The organism is Halovenus anhuiensis (assembly GCF_037080055.1).
Lineage (GTDB): Archaea > Halobacteriota > Halobacteria > Halobacteriales > Haloarculaceae > Halovenus.
Genome location: NZ_JBAOJI010000001.1, coordinates 442,826 through 463,080 on the forward strand (window position 1 = coordinate 442,826; position 20,255 = coordinate 463,080).

A 20,255-nucleotide genomic window follows, 5' to 3' on the forward strand; every position below is an offset into this window, starting at 1 on the left:
TGGGGCGTGCTCGGTTTTTAACGTTCGTGTCCTAGTTCATCCCGTCGTCGAAGGTGCCCTCTTTGACCTCTTTGGCCGCTCGTTCCATCTCTTCGAGGTCGACATCTGCTTCCTTGTCGATTTCGCCGAGAATCTCCTCGATGTCGTCTAGACCGAGCATCTTGCGGGTCTCGTCGTCGAAGTCGCCGCTGTCGAGGACGTGGCCGTTCTCCTTGGCGTCACTGCCCTGGAGATGTTTGCCGTACCGGCCGACCAGCGAGGTGAGTTCCTGCGGCAGCACGAACTTCGTCGATTCGCCCTTGCCGATCTCTTCGAGCGTTTCCATGCCGCGTTCGATGACCGCCCGTTCGCCCATCGACTCGGCGGATTTCGCTCGCAGCACGGTCGAAATCGCGTCACCCTGTGCTTCGAGGATCTGGCTCTGTTTCTCACCCTGGGCGCGGATGATGTTCGACTGCTTGTCACCCTGTGCCTCCTCGATGGCGCTGCGGCGTTCTCCCTGGGCTTCCAGAATCATCGCACGGCGGCGACGCTCCGCGGAGGTCTGCTGTTCCATCGCCGTCTGGACTTCGGGACTCGGATTGACCTCACGGACCTCGACGGACTCGACGCGAACGCCCCACTCGTCGGTCGGTTCGTCCAACTCCGTCCGGATCCGGGAGTTGATCTCGGAGCGTTTCGAGAGCGTGTCGTCCAGTTCCATGTCGCCGAGCACCGCTCGCAGCGTGGTCTGCGCGAGATTCGAGACAGCCCGGCGGTAGTCGTCGACTTCGAGGAAGGCCCGTTCGGCGTCCATCACACGGATGTAGACGACGGCGTCGGCGGTCACTGGGGAGTTGTCCCGGGTGATCGCTTCCTGCTGGGGCACGTCCATCGTCTCCGTCCGCATGTCGAAGGTGTACGTCGCGGAGATAAAGGGAATGACGAGGTTGATCCCTGGGTCCAGCAGACGGCGGTACTTGCCGAAGACAGTGAGGGCTTTTTTCTCGTATGCGTTGACAATCACGACGGATTTGTACGCCGTGACGACTGCGAAGACGAGCAGTAGCCCGGCCAACAACAGAAACGTTGGGGCGGTTTGCAGGGGGATACTCATACACATGTTACGCGCGGAGACATAAATAGTGCCAAGTTCACTCGGTTCGTGACGCGGAGTCACAGGGGACCGGCGTGTTTTTACCCCTCAGTCGAGTACCGGCGGGTATGAGTACGCAGGCGCTCACGCTGGGGCCGGCCGGCACCTACTCGCATCGGGCGGCGCGTGCCGTCGCCGACGACGAGGAGATTACCTTCACCGAATCGGTCACGACGATCATCGAATCGGTCGCCGAAGGCGAGTACGGCCGCGGGGTCGTCCCCGTCGAAAACAGTATCGAGGGCTCTGTCACCGAATCACTCGACGCACTGGCCGAACACGAGGTGGCGGTCGTCCGCGAAGTCATCACGCCGATCCGCCACGCCCTGATCGCACAGGGCGAGGAATTTTCGACGGTCGCGAGCCACGCACAGGCGCTCGCGCAGTGTCGCTCCTACCTCGAAGCGAACTACCCGGAGGTCGAACTGGAGGCCGTCGCCAGCACCGCCCGCGGGGTTCAGCGCGCACGTGAAGATGGGTCTGTCGCCGCAATCGGCCACCCGGCCAACGCTGAGGACGGTGACAGCCTCGTCGTTCTCGGCGAGGACATCCAGGATCGGAGTTCGAACGCGACCCGGTTCCTCGTCGTCGCGCCGGCCGACGAACGGACCGAAGCCGGCAGCAAGACCTCCTTCATCGTCTACCCGAACGTCGACTATCCCGGCCTGCTGTTGGAGTTGCTCGAACCCTTTGCCGACCGGGATATCAACCTGACGCGGGTCGAATCCCGCCCGAGCGGCGAACGACTCGGCGATTACGTCTTCCACATCGACATCGCCGCAGGGCTGTACGAACAGCGAACACAGGACGCCCTCGCGGTGATCGAAGAGATTGCAGAAGACGGCTGGGTCCGGCGACTCGGCTCCTACGACAGCGAAACGGTCGTCTAACGGTCAGTCAGGGTTGACGAGACTCATTCCCTCGCGAACGGTGTCGTGTCGACCCATGAGCGTCACGTAGTCTCCTTCTTCGATGACGGTGTCGGCAGTCGGTACCTCGCCGGATTCGCGCCCCTCTTTGCTGAGCAGCGCAATCAGGCAGGCCTCGGGGAGCTTCGGACCGACCTCGCGGACGGATTTGTCAAAAAGCTCCGGATTCGTGACTTCGATCTCCTGGATATCGCCGGTATCGCCGACCTTCGTCATCCAGTGTGCGATTGCGGGCCGTTCGATCTCGTTATCGATGGCCCACGCGGCCGCCATCGCCGACGAAATCGTGTTCACGTCTAGCTCCTCGAAGGCAGCGACGTTGTCGGAGTTGTTCGCCCGCGCGATGACGTTCTCGACGCCAAACTTCGATTTCGAGAGCTGTGAGACGAGCAGATTCGCGTCGTCGTTACCGGTGGCAGCGACGACGATTTTCGCGTTTTCTGCGCCGGCCTCACGTAACACATCTGTGTCCGTTCCGTCGCCGATAACGGTGGCGTAGCCGGCGTTTCGGACCAGTTCGACTGTCGGTTCGTCTTCTTCGATGATGACGACGTTCTCTCCGCGGTCTTCGAGGCGTTTGGCGAGCGCACGGCCCACCTGTCCGCCTCCGACGATGATTACTCTCATTGGGATCACGTTCAGGTATTGTGCGATGTAGCGTGCCAGTCCGCCCTCGACGATGGCGGTGGCGAAGATGACCAGAAAGACGGTCCCGAGCAGCAAGTCAGCCTGACTCGCCAGCGCGGGATCGCCAAGTTCCTCGGCGGCAGTCCGGAGTTCGATGGCAAACAGCGTCGCGACCGACGCCGGAATGATGCCGCGCGGTCCGACGGCACTGACGAACAGTCGCTCCTGGAAAGTAAACCGGTCGCCAATCGTCGAGATAAACACCAGCGCCGGACGGATCACCACCGCAACGACGAGCACGACAGCGACACCGCCAAGTCCAACGTCGAGGATCGCGCCCGGCGGCAGTTGGGCGGCCAGCGCGATGAACACGAACGACAGCACCAGCAGCGTGATATCGCCCTTGAAATCGGTGATCTCGGACTTGTACGGCACGTCGAGATTCCCGAGAATGATGCCAGCCGTCGCGGCCGCCGCAACGCCAGCCTCGCTCGCGAGTTGGTTCGCGCCCGCGAAGGAGACCAGCGCACCGGCGAGGACGAGCAGGCGTGCGTTTCGCGGGGCTGCTCCCGGCGAGAGATCGACGTACCGCAGCAGATAATAGAGGATGGCAGCGACGACAGCGCCGACGAGCAGCCCCTCACCGAGACGGAGCGCAAATCCCTGAACGATCCCCTCACCGCTGGCAGTCGGGTTTGCGACCTCGAAGATGACGACCGCAGTGATAGCGGCGGTCACGTCGTTGACGATTCCTTCTGTTTCGAGGACGGCCGCGACGCGGTCACGAACCGGAACGACATCGAGGATTGGGGTAACGACGGTCGGCCCGGTCGCAACCAGCAGCGCGCCGACCACGAATGATAGTTCCCAGGGTAACCCGATGAAAAACCGGACAGCAACGGCAGTACCGATGAACGCAATTGCAGCACCGATGGTCACGAGTCGAAGCGCGGCACCCGGCGCTTCCCGGATACGGTCGAATTCCAGGTGGAAGGCACCCTCGAAGACGATGATCGCAACCGCGATTCCGACGATTGCCGGCAGCGCAGAGCCGAAACTCTCGCTCGTGACCAGCCCCAACCCCGGTCGACCGATGACGACACCCACGAAGAGAAAGAAGATGATACTGGGGACTTGCAGCCGCGCAGCAACGAGTTGTGCGAGCACTCCAAGTGCGATAATACCGGCGACCAGCGGGATCAGTAGTCCTTCTGCCACGGCTAATTATCCGTACAATCTGTCCGATGGCGCGTCGGGGTAAAAAACAGTTGGTTGCCGCGAACTGTCGGCGGAGACCCCTACTTTCTTGAGAGTATTGCCCTATTGCGGTGGTATGACACACCGCGAGGACCGCGACCTCGATGCGCTGATCGAACAGGTGCGCGAGGCCAAGCAGGCGGTCGAAGACGAGGGCCGCCCGGAGGCCGTCGACAGCCAGCACAGCCACGACAAACTCACCGCACGCGAGCGCGTCGAGTATTTCTACGACGAGGATACTTTCGACGAAATCGGCCAACTGGCCGCACCGGCACCCACGACGCCGGAAACGCAGAACTGGGAGCGCGAGGACGCCCCCGCCGACGGTGTCATCACGGGTATCGGCGAGATTGAAGGGCGTTCAGTGGCGATGATCGCCACAGATTTCACCGTGAAGGGCGGGTCGATCGGTCACACCGGCGGCCGAAAGATGGACCGGGTCTCCGATCTCGCACTCGAACGCGGGATTCCGCTCGTCATGTTGCACGACGGCGGCGGCCATCGGATTCAGGAAGGACTCGACGCGCGGCCCTTCGCCCGTGGTGACGACGGTTTCGCGAACAAACAGGAGACGATGTCCGGATGGATCCCGATGGTCTCGGCGATGATGGGGCCGGGATTCGCGGCGGCGACGAACTTCGCTGCGCTCTGTGATTTCGTCCCCATGGTCGAGGGGACCTCGACGATGGGCGTCGCGGGCCCGAAACTCGTCAAGGCCGCCCTCGGCGTCGACATGACGAAACAGGAACTCGGGAGCGCACAGTTCCAGACCAGCGAGACCGGGATGGCCGACCTGTCCTGTCCCGACGACGAGGCCTGTCTGGACGCCATCAAGCAGTATCTCTCCTATCTCCCCCGGAACGCCGAACGCGACCCCCCACGGGTCGACGACTGGGACGCCCCCTCCGACGAGCAGGTCGCCGAGATGCAGGAGGTCATGCCCGCCAACCCGACGAAAGGCTACGACATCTACACGATTATCGACGGTCTGGTCGATCAGGACTCCTTTTTCGAGAAGAAACCGACCTACGCCCGAAATCTCGTGACGGGGTTCGCCCGCCTGCGTGGCCGGCCCGTCGGGGTCATCGCCAACAACCCGCGGATGAAGGCCGGGACTATCGACACGGCGGCCTCAGACAAGGGGAGTCACTTCCTGAGTATCTGCGATGCCTTCGGGATTCCGATCGTCAGCCTCGCCGACGTGCCCGGCATTTTGCCGGGCCCGGACTCAGAGCGAGAGGGAATCGCCCGTCACTCCGCGAAGATCCCCTTCGAGTTGAACCGCGCGACGGTGCCGAAGCTGAGCGTCGTCCTCCGGCGTGGCTACGGCTTTGGCTACGTGGCGATGGGGGCAGGCCGGTCGACGGACACCGACCTGACCGTCGTCTGGCCGGCCGCCGAAATCGCCGCGATGGGGATCGAGGGAGCGGTAGATATCGCCTACGGCGACCAGATCGAGGCCGCGAACGACTCCGAGGCGGCCCGCGAGGCGATGATCGCAGAGTTCACCGAACGCACGAACGCCGTCCGCGCCGCCGAACACATCGGCATCGACGGCGTCGTCGAACCTGCCGAGACACGGGAGTTACTCTGTCGGACACTCGACCGGGCGGAAGCGACCGGTGACGACGATTGGCCCCCCAAGAAGCACTCGATTAACCCAATTTAGACAGACCTTTGTTATCAGTTGTACTAGAAATATAAAATTAATAAACTTTATTTGATATGGTAGAGGATGGCTGATTGTTAGTAGACACAATGTCAGGGAACAATCGACAGGGCAGACAGGGCGGACAAGGCGGACAACAGCCACAACAAGGCCGACAGCAGCGCGGTGGCCAGCAACCGCAGGGTCAGCGCGGGCAACCGCCACAGGGCGGCGGCCGACCGCCGCAGCGAGGCGGTTCGAGCGGTGGTGGTGGTGGTGGCGGTATCGACACCGACGCGATCAGAAGTGTCGTCGTCTGGGGTGTCGCCGCGTTCGCCGTCGCCGGCCTGGTTTTCGGACTCTCCCCGTTTTTGTTCGGGTTTGCCGGTGACGCCAACGGAGTCACCGAAGATGTCAACGCGAACTCGACGCAGGCCCAGGAGGCAAACCAGGAAGAGCAGGTCGCCAACAACGTCATCTCGAACGATCTCTCGAACGACAATCAAAGCGCTGCTGCCGCGTACGCACAGATGCAATCACAGAACTCCGTGATCCAGGTGATTGTCGGACTAGCCCCGTATTTCGGGATTCTGTTCGCCATAATCAGCGCGTTGCTGATGGGACTGCGAAGTTCCGCTGACGACAAGACGCTTGCCGCCGGTGTCGCTGTCGCGACTGTTGCCGGCCTCGTTCTCTTTGTCGTGTTGAGTACGGCCGTCGCCGGGTTCCAGTACAACTCCATGTCAGAGGACGACTGGGTTGAGCAGTACAATACGAACCCGGACGACTGGGGATTCAATCAGTATCCAGCCAGCGATGTTGATCAGGAGAGCCAGGAGCAGTTCGTGAACGACTACGAGGACCAGTACGGTGATACACCCAACCAGAACGTCGCAGAGGCATCGTCGATACCAACGATCAGTACGATCAGTGGTCTGAGCATTAGTTACGGAACGCTGGTCATCAACGGCCTGTTGTTCGGAATCGTCTCCGCACTCGGTGGTGCCGGGATTGCCGTCGCGAGCAGTCGGATCTCCGGGATTCTCGAGTAATCTGCGCTATTCCGGTTTTTAAAAACGAGTTTCCTCGTACTTGCGAGTCAGTAACACGGCCCAGTCCCCCCGGTACGGGCGGCTGAATTGTCCCACACCAAAGGGTTTATATAGAATCACATTCAATCAACGAGTGATTATGGCTCAGCAGATGGGTAACCAGCCGCTTATTGTACTTTCGGAGGAAAGCCAGCGAACGTCCGGGAAGGACGCCCAATCGATGAATATCACGGCCGGGAAGGCCGTCGCGGAGTCCGTCCGGACGACACTCGGTCCGAAGGGGATGGACAAGATGCTCGTCGACGACGGGGGAAGTGTCGTCGTCACCAACGACGGCGTCACCATCCTCGACGAGATGGACATCGAGCACCCGGCGGCCAACATGGTCGTCGAGGTTGCACAGACACAGGAAGAGGAAGTCGGCGACGGAACGACGACAGCAGTCGTCATCGCCGGTGAACTGCTCTCGAAGGCCGAGGAGCTTCTCGACCAGGATATCCACGCGACGATTCTGGCGCAGGGATACCGACAGGCCGCCGAGCACGCCAAAGACCACCTCGAAGAGGCCGCGACCGACGTCGACGAGGACGACACCGAAGCCCTCGAAAGCGTCGCCCGCACGGCGATGACCGGCAAGGGTGCAGAGAGCGCCAAAGACCACCTCGCCGAACTCATCGTCAGTGCCGTCCAGTCCGTCTCCGACGAGGAAGGCGTCGACACGGACAACGTCAAAGTCGAGACGGTCGTCGGCGGCTCCATTGACGAGTCCGAACTCGTCGAGGGTGTCATCGTCAACAAATCGCGCGTTCACGACAACATGCCCCAGATCAAGGAGGACGCCAACATCGCCCTCCTCGATACGGCCATCGAAGTTCCCGAGACGGAACTCGACGCCGAGGTCAACGTCTCCGACCCTGAACAGCTTCAGGAGTTCCTCGACCAGGAAGAGGAACAGCTCAAGGAGTACGTCGACGACATCGCCGACGCCGGCGCAGATGTCGTCTTCGCGAAGAAGGGCATCGACGACATGGCCCAGCACTACCTCGCCGAAGAGGGTATTCTGGCCGTCCGCCGCGCCAAGAAGTCCGACATCGCCGCGCTCTCGCGAGCGACCGGTGCCTCGACGGTCTCGAACATCGAGGACATCAGCGAAGACGATCTCGGTCAGGCCGGCTCCGTGACCGAGTCCGAACTGGCCGGCGACGAGAAGGTCTTCGTCGAAGAGGTCGACGACGCACGCGCAGTCACGCTCATCCTCCGCGGCGGCACCGAGCACGTCGTCGACGAGGTCGAGCGAGCAATCGAGGACGCACTCGGCGTCGTCGCCGCGACCATCGAGGACGGCAAGGTCCTCGTCGGTGGCGGTGCACCCGAGACGGCTCTCTCGCTCGGTCTGCGTGACTTCGCCGACTCCGTCGGTGGCCGCGAACAGCTCGCCATCGAAGCCTTCGCTGACGCCATCGAAGTCATCCCGCGCACCCTCGCCGAGAACGCCGGGATGGACCCGATCGACTCGCTGGTCGGACTCCGCAGCGAACACGACAGCGGCAACAGCACGGTCGGACTCGACGCCGAACTCGGCGAGGTCGCCGACGTCGAGGATCAGGCCGTCGAGCCGCTCCGAGTGAAAACGCAGGCAGTCGAAAGCGCCACCGAGGCCGCCGTGATGCTGCTGCGCATCGACGACGTGATCGCCGCTGGTGACCTCAAAGGTGGCCAGGGCGACGATGACGACGAAGGAGGCGGACCCGGTGCCGGCGGCCCAGGCGGAATGGGCGGCGGCATGGGCGGCATGGGCGGTATGGGCGGCATGGGCGGCGCAATGTAAGATAGGCCCTTCCCAGACCACTCACTCACCCATCGCAGCCACTTCGTTCAGCATAGACACCGCTGCCGTGCGTAAGTGACGAGCAGCAACCAACCGATTTTACTCCCGACCTTCGCGAGTCCCGAGCACCAGCTATCGCTCCGCGTCGTAGAGTCGCTGGATCTCCTGGTGTAGCCGCATCGTATTTTCGTAGCGGAGCAGTTTCTGTGTGGCCGTTGCTTTGGCGACGATCTCGTCTACCTCTGCAGGCAGATCCGGATTCACCGTCGTCGGCGGCGCGGGAGTGGCCGTCTGGATCTGCTCGCGGACATCCTCGGCCTCGCCCTCGTAGGGCGGTCTGCCGGTCAGGACCCGATACAGAACCATCCCGAGTTGATAGATATCGGTCGTCCCGTCGATACTCCCCTTCGCACCGAACTGCTCGGGAGCGGCGTAACGGATGTCGAGCATCTGCCCGAGATCGGCCCAGCGGCGGTAGACAGAGACCAGCCCGATCATATCCAGCATCGGGTCGACAGCGCCGTCGAGCGTACTCGGCGGATAGCCGACCGTCCGCGGATCGATCCCGCCGTGGACGACGCCGCGCTGATGAACAGAGACCAGCGCCCTGCTCAGCGTTCGGGCGTGTTCGAGTGCCTCCCGGCGAGGGAGTCGGTCGCGGGCCACGAGTGAACTCCCGACAACATCCGTCGCGACCCACGGACGGGGTGACTCACCCCAGTCGGCCACGGTCACGACACTCCCCTCGTCGAGTCGGTCCCAGGCGCGGAGCCGATCAGTGAGCAACTCCCTGAACCCGGGCTCGTCGACCTGATGGAACAACAACAGCGTCAGGGCGTACTCCTCGGCACCGATCCGACCCCGGGTCCGGATCGTCTTCCCGAAACGGTGGCTCCTGAACGGCGAGAGGACTTCGAGTTCATCGAACCGACTGCCCCCCTCGATCACTCGAAAGAGCCGGGAATTCGCGATCCGCTCCATCCGGCGGTGGCGTCGTCTGACCGTCCGTGGCCGGGAGTCCTGTCTGTCTGCCGCCAGTTCGATCTCTTCCTGTGTGGCAGACTCGCCCTCCTCGCCGGGCATCTCCTGAATGAACCGCGTCCAGGCGTCGCTATCCAGCGGATCGCGGTGTTGTTCTTCCAGTTCGACCAGCCGCATGACGGCACTCACGAAGGAAAAATCAGCCTCGTCCGCCTCGGGAACCTCGGTATCGACGGCGGACAGCTCCCAGGGGTCGACGTGTTCGATCAGCCCGTAGATGCGGCGAGCGTCGCTGTATCCCGTCTCAGTCATCAGCGCGCCGCGGATCTCACGGCCGTGATCACCGCGTAGGGTCGCGAGCGTGCGGACGACCGGCTCTGACTCGGGATCCGTGGCGACGAGTTCGACGAGTCGGCCGATGATCCGGGAGGCCTTGCTCGGCTGGTTGCGGGCGACGAGACAGAGCGCAATGCCGCAGTTCTCGGCCATCTCTCCGTCTGCGCTGGTGAGGCCGGCACAGAGCGAACTCACCAGTGGGTGTGTCCGCTCGCGCGGCGGTGGGAGGTCCTCCTCGGCAGCGTCGGCTTCCTGGTCGGAGGAGTCCTCCCGATCAGACGCCATACTGGTGGTTCGAGAGCCACCCTAAAAACCTTCACTCGACTTCGAGCTCGAACTGCTCGTGCTCTTTTTCGGGGTTGAGCACGACGCTGGTGTTAGACTCTTTGATTTCGGGGTCGTTCAGCAGTTCCTTGATCGTGTCGTTCATGTCGTCTGTGTCGTGGAATTTTCCGATGGCGATGATATCGTGATCGCCAGTTGTCTCGTAGACGCTGACCATCTGGTGGTGAGCAGCGAGTGTCTCTGTGACATCGACGAGCGAGCCACCCTCGACTTTGAGTTGGAGGATCGCCGTCACGTCGTATCCGAGCGCGTCGTAGTCGATTTTGGGCGTGTATCCCTGAATGATTCCGTCCTCTTCGAGGTCGGAGAGATGATTCGAAACAGTCGTTACCGAAACGTCCAGGTCCTCGGCGAGACTCCGCAGACTCGCCCTACCGTCACCCAAAAGTGCATTCACTAACTTTCGGTCCAGATTTTCATACGTCATCAACTGCGACAACGACGGCCACCCACTATAATTTTACGAATATGCAATTTCTATCTGAGAAGGCAAGGATTGCGCACTCTGTGTGGACTTTAGTGTATACGCCCCTCTCTAAGACATGTCGAAAGATGACAAGCGAAAACCTATCTCCAGAAGCAGAAGATGTGCTCGATGCGATTGACGAACAGGACGTAGATTTCCTTCGTCTCCAGTTCACGGATATTCTGGGGACACCGAAAAACGTCTCCATTCCGTCCGACCAGGCCGAGAAAGCCTTCGAGGAGGGGATCTACTTCGATGGGTCCTCGATCAACGGCTTTGTCCGCATCCAGGAGTCGGATATGCGCCTGGAACCGGACGCGAGCACCTTCGCCGTGCTCCCGTGGCGCAACAGCGAGAAGGTCACGAGCGCTCGGCTAATCTGTGATGTCATCGATACGTCGACCGGCGAACCGTTCCCGGGCGACCCACGCCGCGTACTGAAAAGCGCAGTCCAGCGCGCTCACGATATGGGCTATACCGTCAACTCCGGTCCGGAGCCTGAATTCTTCCTCTTCGAGGAGGACGAAGACGGGAACGCGACGACGACCACCCACGACTCCGGCGGCTACTTCGATCTCGCCCCAAAAGATCTTGCACAGGACGTGCGTGGCGACATCATCTACGGACTCGAAGAGATGGGCTTCGAGGTCGAAGCCAGCCACCACGAGGTCGCCGAGGGTCAGCACGAAATCGACTTCAAGTACGACGACGCGCTCACCACGGCCGACAACATCGTCACCTTCCGCTCGGTCGTCCGAGCGATTGCGGCCGAACACGACCTGCACGCCACCTTCATGCCGAAACCGATCCCGCGAATCAACGGCTCGGGTATGCACACCCACCTCTCGCTGTTCACCGAGGGCGGCGAGAACGCCTTCCACGACGACGACGACGAACTCGGCCTGAGTCCCACCGCGAAGAAATTCCTCGCTGGTGTCCTCGAACACGCGCCAGCCCTCGCGGCGGTCACCAACCCGACGGTCAACAGCTACAAGCGACTCGTCCCCGGTTACGAGGCCCCGGTCTACGTCGCCTGGTCCGATGTCAACCGCTCGGCGCTCATCCGGAAACCGGCCGCACGCGTTCCGGCCGCGTCCCGAATCGAGGCTCGCTTCCCCGACCCGTCCTGTAACCCGTATCTCGCACTCGCCGCGCTCATCCACGCCGGTCTGGACGGCATCGAGAACGACCTCGATTGCCCGGATCCGGTCCGAGAGAACATCTACGAGTTCGACGAGGAGAAACGCGAAGAGTACGGCATCGACACGCTGCCGTCGAACCTCGGCGAGGCCGTCGACGCACTCGAAGAGGACGAAGTCATCATGGACGCACTCGGTGAGCACGTCTCCGAGAAATTCGTCGAGGCAAAGAGCCAGGAGTTCGAGGAGTACCTGGTCGAAGTCTCCGAGTGGGAGATCGATCGCTACCTGGAAAAATTCTGAAGCGGCGTCGCTGGTTGCCAATCTGCGCGTCGGGTTTCATTTTCCGCGGTGTGAGCCATCGCAATCGGATCTCACGGGATTTATTGTGACTGGCGGTAGAGTGCAGATGTCTACCAATGACAGCCGACCTCTCTGCAGAAGCGGAAGATGTCCTCGACGCAATCGAGGACCAAAGTGTCGATTTCCTCCGTCTCCAGTTCACGGACATTCTGGGGACGCCAAAAAACGTCTCGATCCCGGCCGATCAGGCCGAGAAGGCGTTCGAGGAAGGGATCTACTTCGATGGATCCTCGATCAACGGCTTCGTTCGCATCCAGGAATCGGACATGCGCCTGGAACCGGATCCGAGTACGTTCGCCGTGCTCCCGTGGCGCAACAGCGAGAAAGTCACGAGCGCCCGGCTCATCTGTGACGTGCACGATACGACGACCGGCGAGCCGTTCACGGGCGATCCGCGACTGGTCCTGCAGGACGCCATCGACCGAGCCGAAGAGATGGGCTACACAGTCAACATCGCACCCGAACCCGAGTTCTTCCTCTTCGAGGAAGACGAAGACGGGAACGCGACGACGACCACCCACGACTCCGGCGGCTACTTCGATCTCGCCCCGAAAGACCTCGCGCAGGACGTGCGTGGCGACATCATCTACGGACTCGAAGAGATGGGCTTCGAGGTCGAAGCCAGCCACCACGAGGTCGCCGAGGGTCAGCACGAGATCGACTTCAAGTACGACGACGCGCTCACCACGGCCGACAACATCGTCACCTTCCGCTCGGTCGTCCGAGCGATTGCGGCCGAACACGACCTGCACGCCACCTTCATGCCGAAACCGATCCCGCGAATCAACGGCTCGGGTATGCACACCCACCTCTCGCTGTTCACCGAGGGCGGCGAGAACGCCTTCCACGACGACGACGACGAACTCGGCCTGAGTCCCACCGCGAAGAAATTCCTCGCTGGTGTCCTCGAACACGCGCCAGCCCTCGCGGCGGTCACCAACCCGACGGTCAACAGCTACAAGCGACTCGTCCCCGGTTACGAGGCCCCGGTCTACGTCGCCTGGTCCGATGTCAACCGCTCGGCGCTCATCCGGAAACCGGCCGCACGCGTTCCGGCCGCGTCCCGAATCGAGGCTCGCTTCCCCGACCCGTCCTGTAACCCGTATCTCGCACTCGCCGCGCTCATTCACGCCGGTCTGGACGGCATCGAGAACGACCTCGATTGCCCGGATCCGGTCCGAGAGAACATCTACGAGTTCGACGAGGAGAAACGCGAAGAGTACGGCATCGACACGCTGCCGTCGAATCTCGGCGAAGCCGTCGAGGCACTCGAAGAAGACGAGGTCGTGATGGACGCACTCGGCGACCACGTCGCCGAGAAATTCGTCGAAGCCAAAACCCAGGAGTTCGAGGAGTACCTGGTCGAAGTCTCCGAATGGGAGATCGACCGCTATCTCGAGAAATTCTAACCGCCACGGCCGGTCGCCGGCGATTTTTTGCGAATAGCCAGAAGGGATTTGACAGTGGCCAGTCAATCCACAGCTATGCGCGCAAGCATCGAGGTGGAAACCCTCCTGAAAATTATCCTCGCGCTGGTCGTGGTCTGGCTTGCCCTCCAGATCGTCGAGGCGACACTTGGAATACTCGGATTCCTGCTGGGACCGCTGTCGAACGTCTTCGGTCTCGTGATCATCATCGTCATCATCCTCTGGTGGTTCGATTACATCTGATCGACGGGCTTTTCTCTGTAATCGCCGTGGGATAGAGCGTGTACAGCCTGAACGTGCCTGTTCCGACCCGCGTCGCCAGCGCCGCCCGTGAGGTCGCACGGGAGTTGCCACAGGCCCGGATCCGCAACCGCGGCGAGCACACGCTCGGTGTCAAACGGCTGGCGAGTGATCCGGACGCCCCCTACAGTCGGATCGAAGCACGGACGCGCGAGGTGCTGCGCGGCCAGCCAGCTTTCGAGGTCCGAATTGCTGAGATCGATCTCTTCGAGGACCCACCGCTCGGATCGGCCCCGGTCGTGCATTTTGTCGTCGAATCGCCGGGACTGCTGGCGTTACACGAACGACTCGTGTCGGCGTTCGATCCCGTCGACGAAGCTCTCGAAGGCGACAGCTATAGTCCGCACGTGACCATCGCCCGCGGCGGCTCGATAGAGATGGCCGAACGGGTCACCGGCGAGATCGATCCCATCGAGTGGACGGTGTCGGAACTGATCTTCTGGGACGCGACCCACGACCAGCAGATCAGCACCGTCTCGCTGCCAGCTTAGCTCTCTTCGACAGCCTGCTGTGCATCTTCGAGCGTGAACTCGCCCTCGTAGAGTGCACTCCCGACGACGACTGCACTGGCTCCGGCCTCGCGGAGCGCGAGAATGTCCTCGATTGTGGCGACGCCACCGCTGGCGATGACGGGAATATCGACCGCCGCCGCGAGTCGTTCGACCGGCTCCGTGCGGACACCGTCGAGTTGGCCTTCGACATCGACGTTCGTGAACAGAATCGCGCCTGCGCCGAGATTCTCGTACCGCGTCGCAGCCTCGACTGGATCGAGACCAGTCCCCTCTTGCCAGCCCGAGACGACGACTTCGCCATCCTTGGCGTCGAGACTCACCGTCACAGTACCGGGGTGTGTCTCGCTGATCTCCTCGACAATCTCCGGATTCTCGACCGCTGCGGTGCCGAGAATTACGCGGTCGAGGCCCTGGTCGAGCAGTCCCCGCGCGCCTTCGGCGGTGCGGATTCCGCCGCCGAGTTGCAGGTCGATCTCGCAGGCGTCGACGATGGCATCGATGGCGTCGGCGTTCTTGCGCTCGCCCTCGAAGGCACCATCGAGATCAACCAGATGGAGAGTTTCAGCGCCGGCCTCGACCCAGTCGGTCGCGGCCTCGACCGGATCGCCGTAGGTGGTTTCGGTGCCGCGCTCGCCCCCGACGAGTTGGACGACCTGTCCGTCCTGCATATCGACCGCTGGAATGACCTCGAACTCGTTCATACCGAAAGGTGGCCAGGGAGCGTCGAAAGAATGTCGATTAGGATCAGTCGCGCGCGTACAGCGGCGCGCCGACCAGAAGTGCCGCCTGCTCGCGGTCGGGGACGACAGACAGATACGGCTGTTCGACGGGGCCGAAGACGCTGACGACCGCGCCAACCTCATCGAGATTTTCGTCGATGACATCGGTGCCGAGATCCGGATAGCTCTCGTCGGGGCTGCGGACGATCAGTTTGCCCTGTGCCATCCGCACGGCCTCGCCGATGCGTTTCATGCCCGAATCGCGTCGAGATAGGCCGCCGTCGCCTGCAACAGGTCGCTCTTGCTCGCGTCTTCTGCTCCTTTGACCAGCACGCGGCCGCGGGCCTCGTACTCGCGGGGGTACGTCTTCGAGCGCTCGATGACTGCGTCGTAGCCGACCTGTTGGACCGCCTGTGCGATTTCGTCGACCTCGGGATCTTCGACGGCGAGTTCTTTCGAGACGCGCCGTCCCTCTTCCCGCGTGAGATCAGCATCGAGATAGGCGGGCCAGATGACGTTTTCGACCATACAGAGGATTGCGGGGTCGTGGTACAAACGTCTTATTCTAGCGAGATTTGAGCGCAGCGAAAATCTCGGTACTGCGAGCGGCGCAGCCGCGAGCAGGGAAATCCGAGCATCGCGAGGATCTCGGTTATGTGAATGAACCGACTACGTTGAAATCTCGTCAACTGAGACGAAGGACATGCTGGAAACATTGCGAGAGTTTCGCACTCTCTGCTAGCCGTGCCACGCAGCGAAGGTTCAGGGTTGGGAGTTCCCAGATTATGTACGAACTACTTATATTTTGTTACAAATACAGTGAAATATGCACAATCGTCGTGAGATTCTGGCGACTATCGCTGGAGCAATTGGTGTAGCTGGATGTACTGAAGAAGGAGAAAACCCGACTGGAACGTCTGAACAGCCATCAGCCGACAGTGATGGCGAATCGGCAGCGAATGAAACGGAATCCAACGGAACCGAGGAAGAAAGTGTCGAAGACGAAACCGATGAGGAGGGCACCGCTGACGACGACTCACCCGATTGTGCAACGACAGTAACAATCGAGAGTGGTGGGATGGAGCCAAATCTTTCGAGGAGTGAAGAGGTATGCATAGTCCAATACGACTCCTACATGCCGGTCGAGAATCCTGAAGAGACTGGCGTCATCACCGTCGAAACTGGTGAAGAGATTGGCTACGAGAAATTAGGCGGGACTGGAGACATAATTAGATATTATCCGGATGGCGACGAAGAGGGCACGCCGGTACTTGCGCGTGCAGTCAGGTGGGAGGATGGATCCTATGTCACGAAAGGCGACCGAAACAGCGAACCATATCCGTGGGACGCACCAGTTGAGTCAATCATCGGCGTCGTTCGAACAACTCTCGAATAGGTATGCCGTTGTCCCGATCCGTCTGCCTGGCCGCTGCTGAAGATACGCCGTGTATCGTGCACCGCGATTAGAACACCGTTTTGGCTGGTAGAGGACTCAGCGATCAATTCGCACCGTTCAGCGACCAACTGTTTCGGACAAGGACAGACCTAGTAGAGTGGATTTCGACAGAGCCACCGAAGCGACAATCCCCCCTGCTCACGGGTCGTTCCTCCCCGTTCGTATTCAGGAGATCCGAGCGCCAGCGAGGATCTCCCTGTCGACAACTCCAAATCCCGGGCGAGTGAATGCGACGCCATGAGCGACGATCCAATCGATCCCTCGGATGACCCACCCGAACGGACCCCGACGGTCTCCTGTTCGCGCTGTGACCGCGAGTGGGATCTCGAATACGAACTCGAAGAACTCCACGCCGGCAACAGCGCCGTCGAACAGTTCGCGATGGACCACTTCCGCCACACCGGCCACTACCCCGACGACGTGACACCGTGGCAGGTGGAGTGTCGAGAGTGCCCCAACGGCGAGCAGTTTCTCAGCGAACGCCCCGCTCGACGCTTTGCACGCACACACGCGAGACACACTCGGCATACGGTCGGGATAACGAGTCCTGACGAGGAAACCGAGTCAGTTCAACGGGAGTGATCACTCTCCGCCACGCCACGCAACGACCCGATCCTCGACAACCGTCGAGTACTGCATCAGCATCGTCCCGAGGATACTCATCACGAGGACGTAGCCGACGGCGAAGGCGTTGAGTTCGGTCGCAACCGCCGCCGGGAGCGTCCCGCCGCCGGGAGCGGTGACGATGAGCAGCGAGGCGATGATCAGCGTGAACTCCCCGCGGGTGACCATCCCGAGTCCGACGCGGGTCGCCCGGCGATCCGAGAGGTCGTAGACTTTCCCACCCCAAAAGCCACTCACCAACTTCGTCGGTGTCGTGATGACCACAGCAACAGCGACGAGTCCAACCACGCCAGCCAGCAGCGTCGGGTCGGTGACGAGGCCGATCCAGAAGAAGAAGACCCCCGCGAAGATATCTCGAACCGGTTCGAGCAGTTCCTCCAGCAGTTCGGCCTCTCCAGTCGAACTGAAGGCCATCCCGACGAAGAAGGCCGCGACGGCCTCGCTCACGCCGACCGCCAGTGCGATGCCAGCAATCAGGACAGTGACGCCGGTGACGCGCAACACCACGAACTCGTGGGAGTTGGTGTCGATCAAGCGGCTGAAAAAACCAGTTCCGAGATAGACGACCGCCAACAGCAGGAGGATGAAACCGACTGCCGTTCCGACCGAGAGCACGGCCGTCCCGAGATCGCCGCCGCCGACGACCAGCGCCGAGAGGACCGCCAGATAAACCGCGATAAACAGGTCTTCGTAAACGAGAATCCCCAACATTGGCGAACTCTCCTCGTTTGCGATCCATCCCAGATCAATCAGCGACTTCGTGATGATTGCAGAGGAAGAGATGTAGACCATTCCGGCGACGACGAACGCGGCCAGCGGGTCGCGAAATAGGGCGAAACCGAGCACGAGGCCAACGCCGAAGTTGACGACGAGATCGATCGTCCCGGCGGTACCGATGCGGTCTCTGTTGGCAAACAGTCGTTCGAGATTGAACTCCAGACCGAGGAAAAAGAGGAGAAAGACGATCCCCAACTCCGCGCCGAGTTCGATGAAGTGGTCGGCCCCCGCCGAGAGCCCGACCGCGAGTTCGGTGCCGAGATATGTCTCGGTAAGGCGGCCGGCGACGAAGCCGCCCGAAAGCATTCCGACGACGATGTAGAAGGGAATCACCGACTGGCGGAGTCTGGTCGCGACGGCACCGACAATCGCGAGCGCGACGAACATCACACCGACCTCGAACAGTTCAGCAGCCACGGGAGACACCTCCGGAGCCTGGGCTGCGCGGAGTCAGTGCCGGGACAGAACCACAGATCGCCCTCACGTATATGCCTCGGCGAACTCCTCGTGATTCTCGCCGGTGCCGACGACGATGAGTTGGTCGCCGGCCTCGGCGACGAACTCCGCTTCGGGACTCTGGACCACATCGTCGTCGCGCTCGACCGCTGCGACCGTCGCACCGGTCGCCGAGCGAACATCGGCCTCCGCGAGACTTTTGCCGACCAGTGGGGACTCTTCGTCGAGGGTATACCATTCGAGCATGATGTTGTCCCCGATCCGTGTGGCGGTGTCGTCCACTGCGACGGGCTGGAAATGAGCACCCTCCAGAATCGAACCCACAATACGGGCCTCCTTATCGCTCAAATCGAGCAGTTCCTCCGCGTCAGCATTCGGCTCGGGACGGACGAACAACTCACGGCGACCTGTGTTGTGGACGACGATAATCGCACTTTTGTTGTCCCCAATATCGAGCTCGAACCGTTTGCCGACGCCGGGCAGATCGGTCTCCGAGACGTCCATACCGTCCGTTATCGGGAGACAATGATAATCCTGTGGGATCTCAGGCTAGCTCGATCCGCTCGACGAACGGCAGCGCGCGGATATCGTTGATCAGCCCCCCGGTGATGGGATCGTCAGTGATGACGTACAGTTTCGGCTCGTCGGTAAACTCCGGATCCTCGGTCATTACTTGCCGGATCGAGACATCGTGACCCGCAATCGCCGTCGTCACCTCGGCGACGATCCCCGACTCCTCAGCATCCCGAACGGTGACGGTACAGACCGCCAGATCCAGTACGGGCGCGAGATCCATCAGACTCGGGACGGCAGAGATATTCTGAAAGATCGGCCGGAGTTCTTCGTCGTCGAGAATCGCGTCGGTGGTCGAATCGACGACCCGACGGTCGACGCCAATCTCGCGAGCGATCCCGGTGTTGGGAATCTCGATCCCCCCGGAGACGACCCGGCCGTCGTCGTTGACCGAAAATCCCCGCTCCAGCAGCAGGCGGATGACCTCCTGCTGGCTCGGCGAGTCGGAGAACTTCTCCATAATCTCCTCGAACATACCGGAGGGTCACACTGCAAGAGTAAATGTGTTGGGCATAGTTGCCCATTACTGTGCTAATCTGTGCATTCGCTGGCAGGTGGCTCAGAGTTCGCCTTTGGTGCTCGGCGTGTCCGCACGACGCTCGTCGATTCGGGTCGCGTCGTCGAGGGCGCGAGCCAGCGCTTTGAACAGCGCCTCGATCTCGTGGTGTGCGTTCTCGCCGGTGACGGAAGCGTGCAGCGTCAGCCCGGCGTTCATCGCGAGCGAGCGCAGGAAGTGCCGAGCCATGTGGCTGGTCATCCCGCCGACGGAGTCCTGGCTGAACTCGCCGTCGAACTCGAAGTGCGGTCGTCCGCTGATATCGAGGACGATCCGGCCGCGGGACTCGTCCATCGGGACTGTGCGGTCGGCAAAGCGGGAGATGCCGCGCTTGTCGCCGAGTGCTTCGTCGAGGGCGGTGCCGAGCGTGATCGCCACGTCCTCGACGGTGTGGTGGTCGTCGATATCCAGATCGCCGTCGCAGTCGACGGTCAGATCGAACAGGCCGTGCGTGCTGAAGGAGTCGAGCATGTGGTCGAAAAAGCCGACTCCCGTGTCGATTGTCGAGTCACCGTCGCCGTCGATATCGAGGGTCACGTCGATATCGGTCTCGGCGGTTTCGCGGGTGACTGCGTCGGTGCGCTCGCTCATACCTCTACCCAGCGGGGCCGGGTATTTGGCGATTGTGCCTCTTGGACGGACCTGTGTTCTCAACAGAGGATCGACCGGTGGCAACAACCAGAAAGCCCCCTTCCAGTCCCACCCGCAGTGGCCTGTGACACGAGCAACAGGGTGGGGCTTTCTGGTTC

At 61.6% G+C, this 20,255-nt stretch carries 21 protein-coding genes; 10 read left to right on the forward strand and 11 right to left on the reverse strand.

What is annotated here, in order from left to right; all coding sequences use genetic code 11:
- Positions 1 to 31 precede the first annotated feature (31 nt).
- Entirely contained in the window at positions 32 to 1,102 is a 1,071-nt protein-coding gene (locus tag V8P86_RS02255; RefSeq protein ID WP_336325614.1) for an SPFH domain-containing protein, read from the reverse strand.
- 101 nt (positions 1,103 to 1,203) lie between these two features.
- Between V8P86_RS02255 and pheA the strand changes: the two genes are divergently transcribed.
- Positions 1,204 to 2,025 carry a prephenate dehydratase gene (gene pheA / locus V8P86_RS02260; protein ID WP_336325615.1) on the forward strand — a complete coding sequence of 274 codons (822 nt, stop codon included), beginning with the start codon at positions 1,204 to 1,206 and terminating at the stop codon, positions 2,023 to 2,025.
- 3 nt (positions 2,026 to 2,028) lie between these two features.
- Here the strand turns inward: pheA and V8P86_RS02265 are convergent, their stop codons facing one another.
- Complete coding sequence (locus V8P86_RS02265) at positions 2,029 to 3,909, reverse strand: cation:proton antiporter domain-containing protein (RefSeq protein WP_336325616.1); 1,881 nt, start codon at positions 3,907 to 3,909, stop codon at positions 2,029 to 2,031.
- 115 nt (positions 3,910 to 4,024) lie between these two features.
- Between V8P86_RS02265 and V8P86_RS02270 the strand changes: the two genes are divergently transcribed.
- From V8P86_RS02270 to thsA, 3 genes are all read left to right on the forward strand, one after another.
- Positions 4,025 to 5,617, forward strand: coding sequence for an acyl-CoA carboxylase subunit beta (locus V8P86_RS02270; protein WP_336325617.1), 1,593 nt, complete (start codon positions 4,025 to 4,027; stop codon positions 5,615 to 5,617).
- Positions 5,618 to 5,706: 89 nt separating this feature from the next.
- The gene (locus V8P86_RS02275) at positions 5,707 to 6,648 is read left to right on the forward strand and encodes a hypothetical protein (protein ID WP_336325618.1); all 942 of its coding nucleotides are present in this window, start codon (positions 5,707 to 5,709) and stop codon (positions 6,646 to 6,648) included.
- A 151-nt stretch (positions 6,649 to 6,799) separates the two neighbouring features.
- Positions 6,800 to 8,476 carry a thermosome subunit alpha gene (thsA, locus tag V8P86_RS02280; RefSeq protein ID WP_336326290.1) on the forward strand — a complete coding sequence of 559 codons (1,677 nt, stop codon included), beginning with the start codon at positions 6,800 to 6,802 and terminating at the stop codon, positions 8,474 to 8,476.
- Between the two features lie 132 nt (positions 8,477 to 8,608).
- Here thsA and V8P86_RS02285 read toward each other — a convergent pair whose 3' ends face one another.
- Together V8P86_RS02285 and lrp are read right to left on the reverse strand one after the other, a co-directional pair.
- Entirely contained in the window at positions 8,609 to 10,078 is a 1,470-nt protein-coding gene (locus V8P86_RS02285; RefSeq protein ID WP_336325619.1) for a protein kinase family protein, read from the reverse strand.
- A 31-nt stretch (positions 10,079 to 10,109) separates the two neighbouring features.
- Positions 10,110 to 10,565, reverse strand: coding sequence for an HTH-type transcriptional regulator Lrp (gene lrp / locus V8P86_RS02290; protein ID WP_336325620.1), 456 nt, complete (start codon positions 10,563 to 10,565; stop codon positions 10,110 to 10,112).
- 125 nt (positions 10,566 to 10,690) lie between these two features.
- Between lrp and glnA (V8P86_RS02295) the strand changes: the two genes are divergently transcribed.
- The 4 genes from glnA (V8P86_RS02295) to V8P86_RS02310 all read left to right on the forward strand — a co-directional run bounded on the left by glnA (V8P86_RS02295) (position 10,691) and on the right by V8P86_RS02310 (position 14,324).
- On the forward strand, positions 10,691 to 12,046 hold the full coding sequence (glnA, locus tag V8P86_RS02295; protein WP_336325621.1) for a type I glutamate--ammonia ligase: 1,356 nt from the start codon (positions 10,691 to 10,693) through the stop codon (positions 12,044 to 12,046).
- Between the two features lie 116 nt (positions 12,047 to 12,162).
- Positions 12,163 to 13,515 carry a type I glutamate--ammonia ligase gene (gene glnA / locus V8P86_RS02300; RefSeq protein WP_336325622.1) on the forward strand — a complete coding sequence of 451 codons (1,353 nt, stop codon included), beginning with the start codon at positions 12,163 to 12,165 and terminating at the stop codon, positions 13,513 to 13,515.
- A 75-nt stretch (positions 13,516 to 13,590) separates the two neighbouring features.
- Positions 13,591 to 13,776: a DUF7554 family protein gene (locus V8P86_RS02305; protein ID WP_336325623.1), complete on the forward strand. Its 186-nt coding sequence runs from the start codon at positions 13,591 to 13,593 to the stop codon at positions 13,774 to 13,776.
- A gap of 38 nt (positions 13,777 to 13,814) precedes the next feature.
- On the forward strand, positions 13,815 to 14,324 hold the full coding sequence (locus tag V8P86_RS02310) for a 2'-5' RNA ligase family protein (RefSeq protein WP_336325624.1): 510 nt from the start codon (positions 13,815 to 13,817) through the stop codon (positions 14,322 to 14,324).
- On the opposite strand, the gene hisA is transcribed toward V8P86_RS02310, so the two are convergent.
- The 3 genes from hisA to srp19 are packed head-to-tail and all read right to left on the reverse strand — an operon-like array spanning position 14,321 to position 15,592.
- On the reverse strand, positions 14,321 to 15,046 hold the full coding sequence (gene hisA, locus V8P86_RS02315; RefSeq protein ID WP_336325625.1) for a 1-(5-phosphoribosyl)-5-[(5-phosphoribosylamino)methylideneamino]imidazole-4-carboxamide isomerase: 726 nt from the start codon (positions 15,044 to 15,046) through the stop codon (positions 14,321 to 14,323). The two genes, V8P86_RS02310 and hisA, sit on opposite strands and share 4 nt — an antisense overlap.
- 43 nt (positions 15,047 to 15,089) lie before the next feature.
- On the reverse strand, positions 15,090 to 15,317 hold the full coding sequence (locus V8P86_RS02320; RefSeq protein ID WP_336325626.1) for an H/ACA ribonucleoprotein complex subunit GAR1: 228 nt from the start codon (positions 15,315 to 15,317) through the stop codon (positions 15,090 to 15,092).
- Positions 15,314 to 15,592: a signal recognition particle subunit SRP19 gene (gene srp19 / locus V8P86_RS02325; protein WP_336325627.1), complete on the reverse strand. Its 279-nt coding sequence runs from the start codon at positions 15,590 to 15,592 to the stop codon at positions 15,314 to 15,316. Before srp19 ends, V8P86_RS02320 begins: the two co-directional genes overlap by 4 nt.
- 298 nt (positions 15,593 to 15,890) lie before the next feature.
- Here srp19 and V8P86_RS02330 point away from each other — a divergent pair, with 298 nt between their 5' ends.
- On the forward strand, positions 15,891 to 16,460 hold the full coding sequence (locus tag V8P86_RS02330) for a S26 family signal peptidase (protein ID WP_336325628.1): 570 nt from the start codon (positions 15,891 to 15,893) through the stop codon (positions 16,458 to 16,460).
- Positions 16,461 to 16,757: 297 nt separating this feature from the next.
- Entirely contained in the window at positions 16,758 to 17,102 is a 345-nt protein-coding gene (locus V8P86_RS02335) for a DUF8062 family protein (protein WP_336325629.1), read from the forward strand.
- On the opposite strand, the gene V8P86_RS02340 is transcribed toward V8P86_RS02335, so the two are convergent.
- The 4 genes from V8P86_RS02340 to hisB all read right to left on the reverse strand — a co-directional run bounded on the left by V8P86_RS02340 (position 17,103) and on the right by hisB (position 20,097).
- A complete protein-coding gene (locus V8P86_RS02340; RefSeq protein WP_336325630.1) occupies positions 17,103 to 18,338 on the reverse strand; it encodes a cation:proton antiporter in 1,236 nt (411 codons plus the stop codon).
- 63 nt (positions 18,339 to 18,401) lie between these two features.
- Complete coding sequence (locus V8P86_RS02345; protein ID WP_336325631.1) at positions 18,402 to 18,881, reverse strand: cation:proton antiporter regulatory subunit; 480 nt, start codon at positions 18,879 to 18,881, stop codon at positions 18,402 to 18,404.
- Between the two features lie 40 nt (positions 18,882 to 18,921).
- On the reverse strand, positions 18,922 to 19,425 hold the full coding sequence (gene trpY / locus V8P86_RS02350) for a TrpY family transcription regulator (RefSeq protein WP_336325632.1): 504 nt from the start codon (positions 19,423 to 19,425) through the stop codon (positions 18,922 to 18,924).
- An 84-nt stretch (positions 19,426 to 19,509) separates the two neighbouring features.
- Positions 19,510 to 20,097: an imidazoleglycerol-phosphate dehydratase HisB gene (hisB, locus tag V8P86_RS02355; RefSeq protein ID WP_336325633.1), complete on the reverse strand. Its 588-nt coding sequence runs from the start codon at positions 20,095 to 20,097 to the stop codon at positions 19,510 to 19,512.
- Positions 20,098 to 20,255 lie beyond the last annotated feature (158 nt).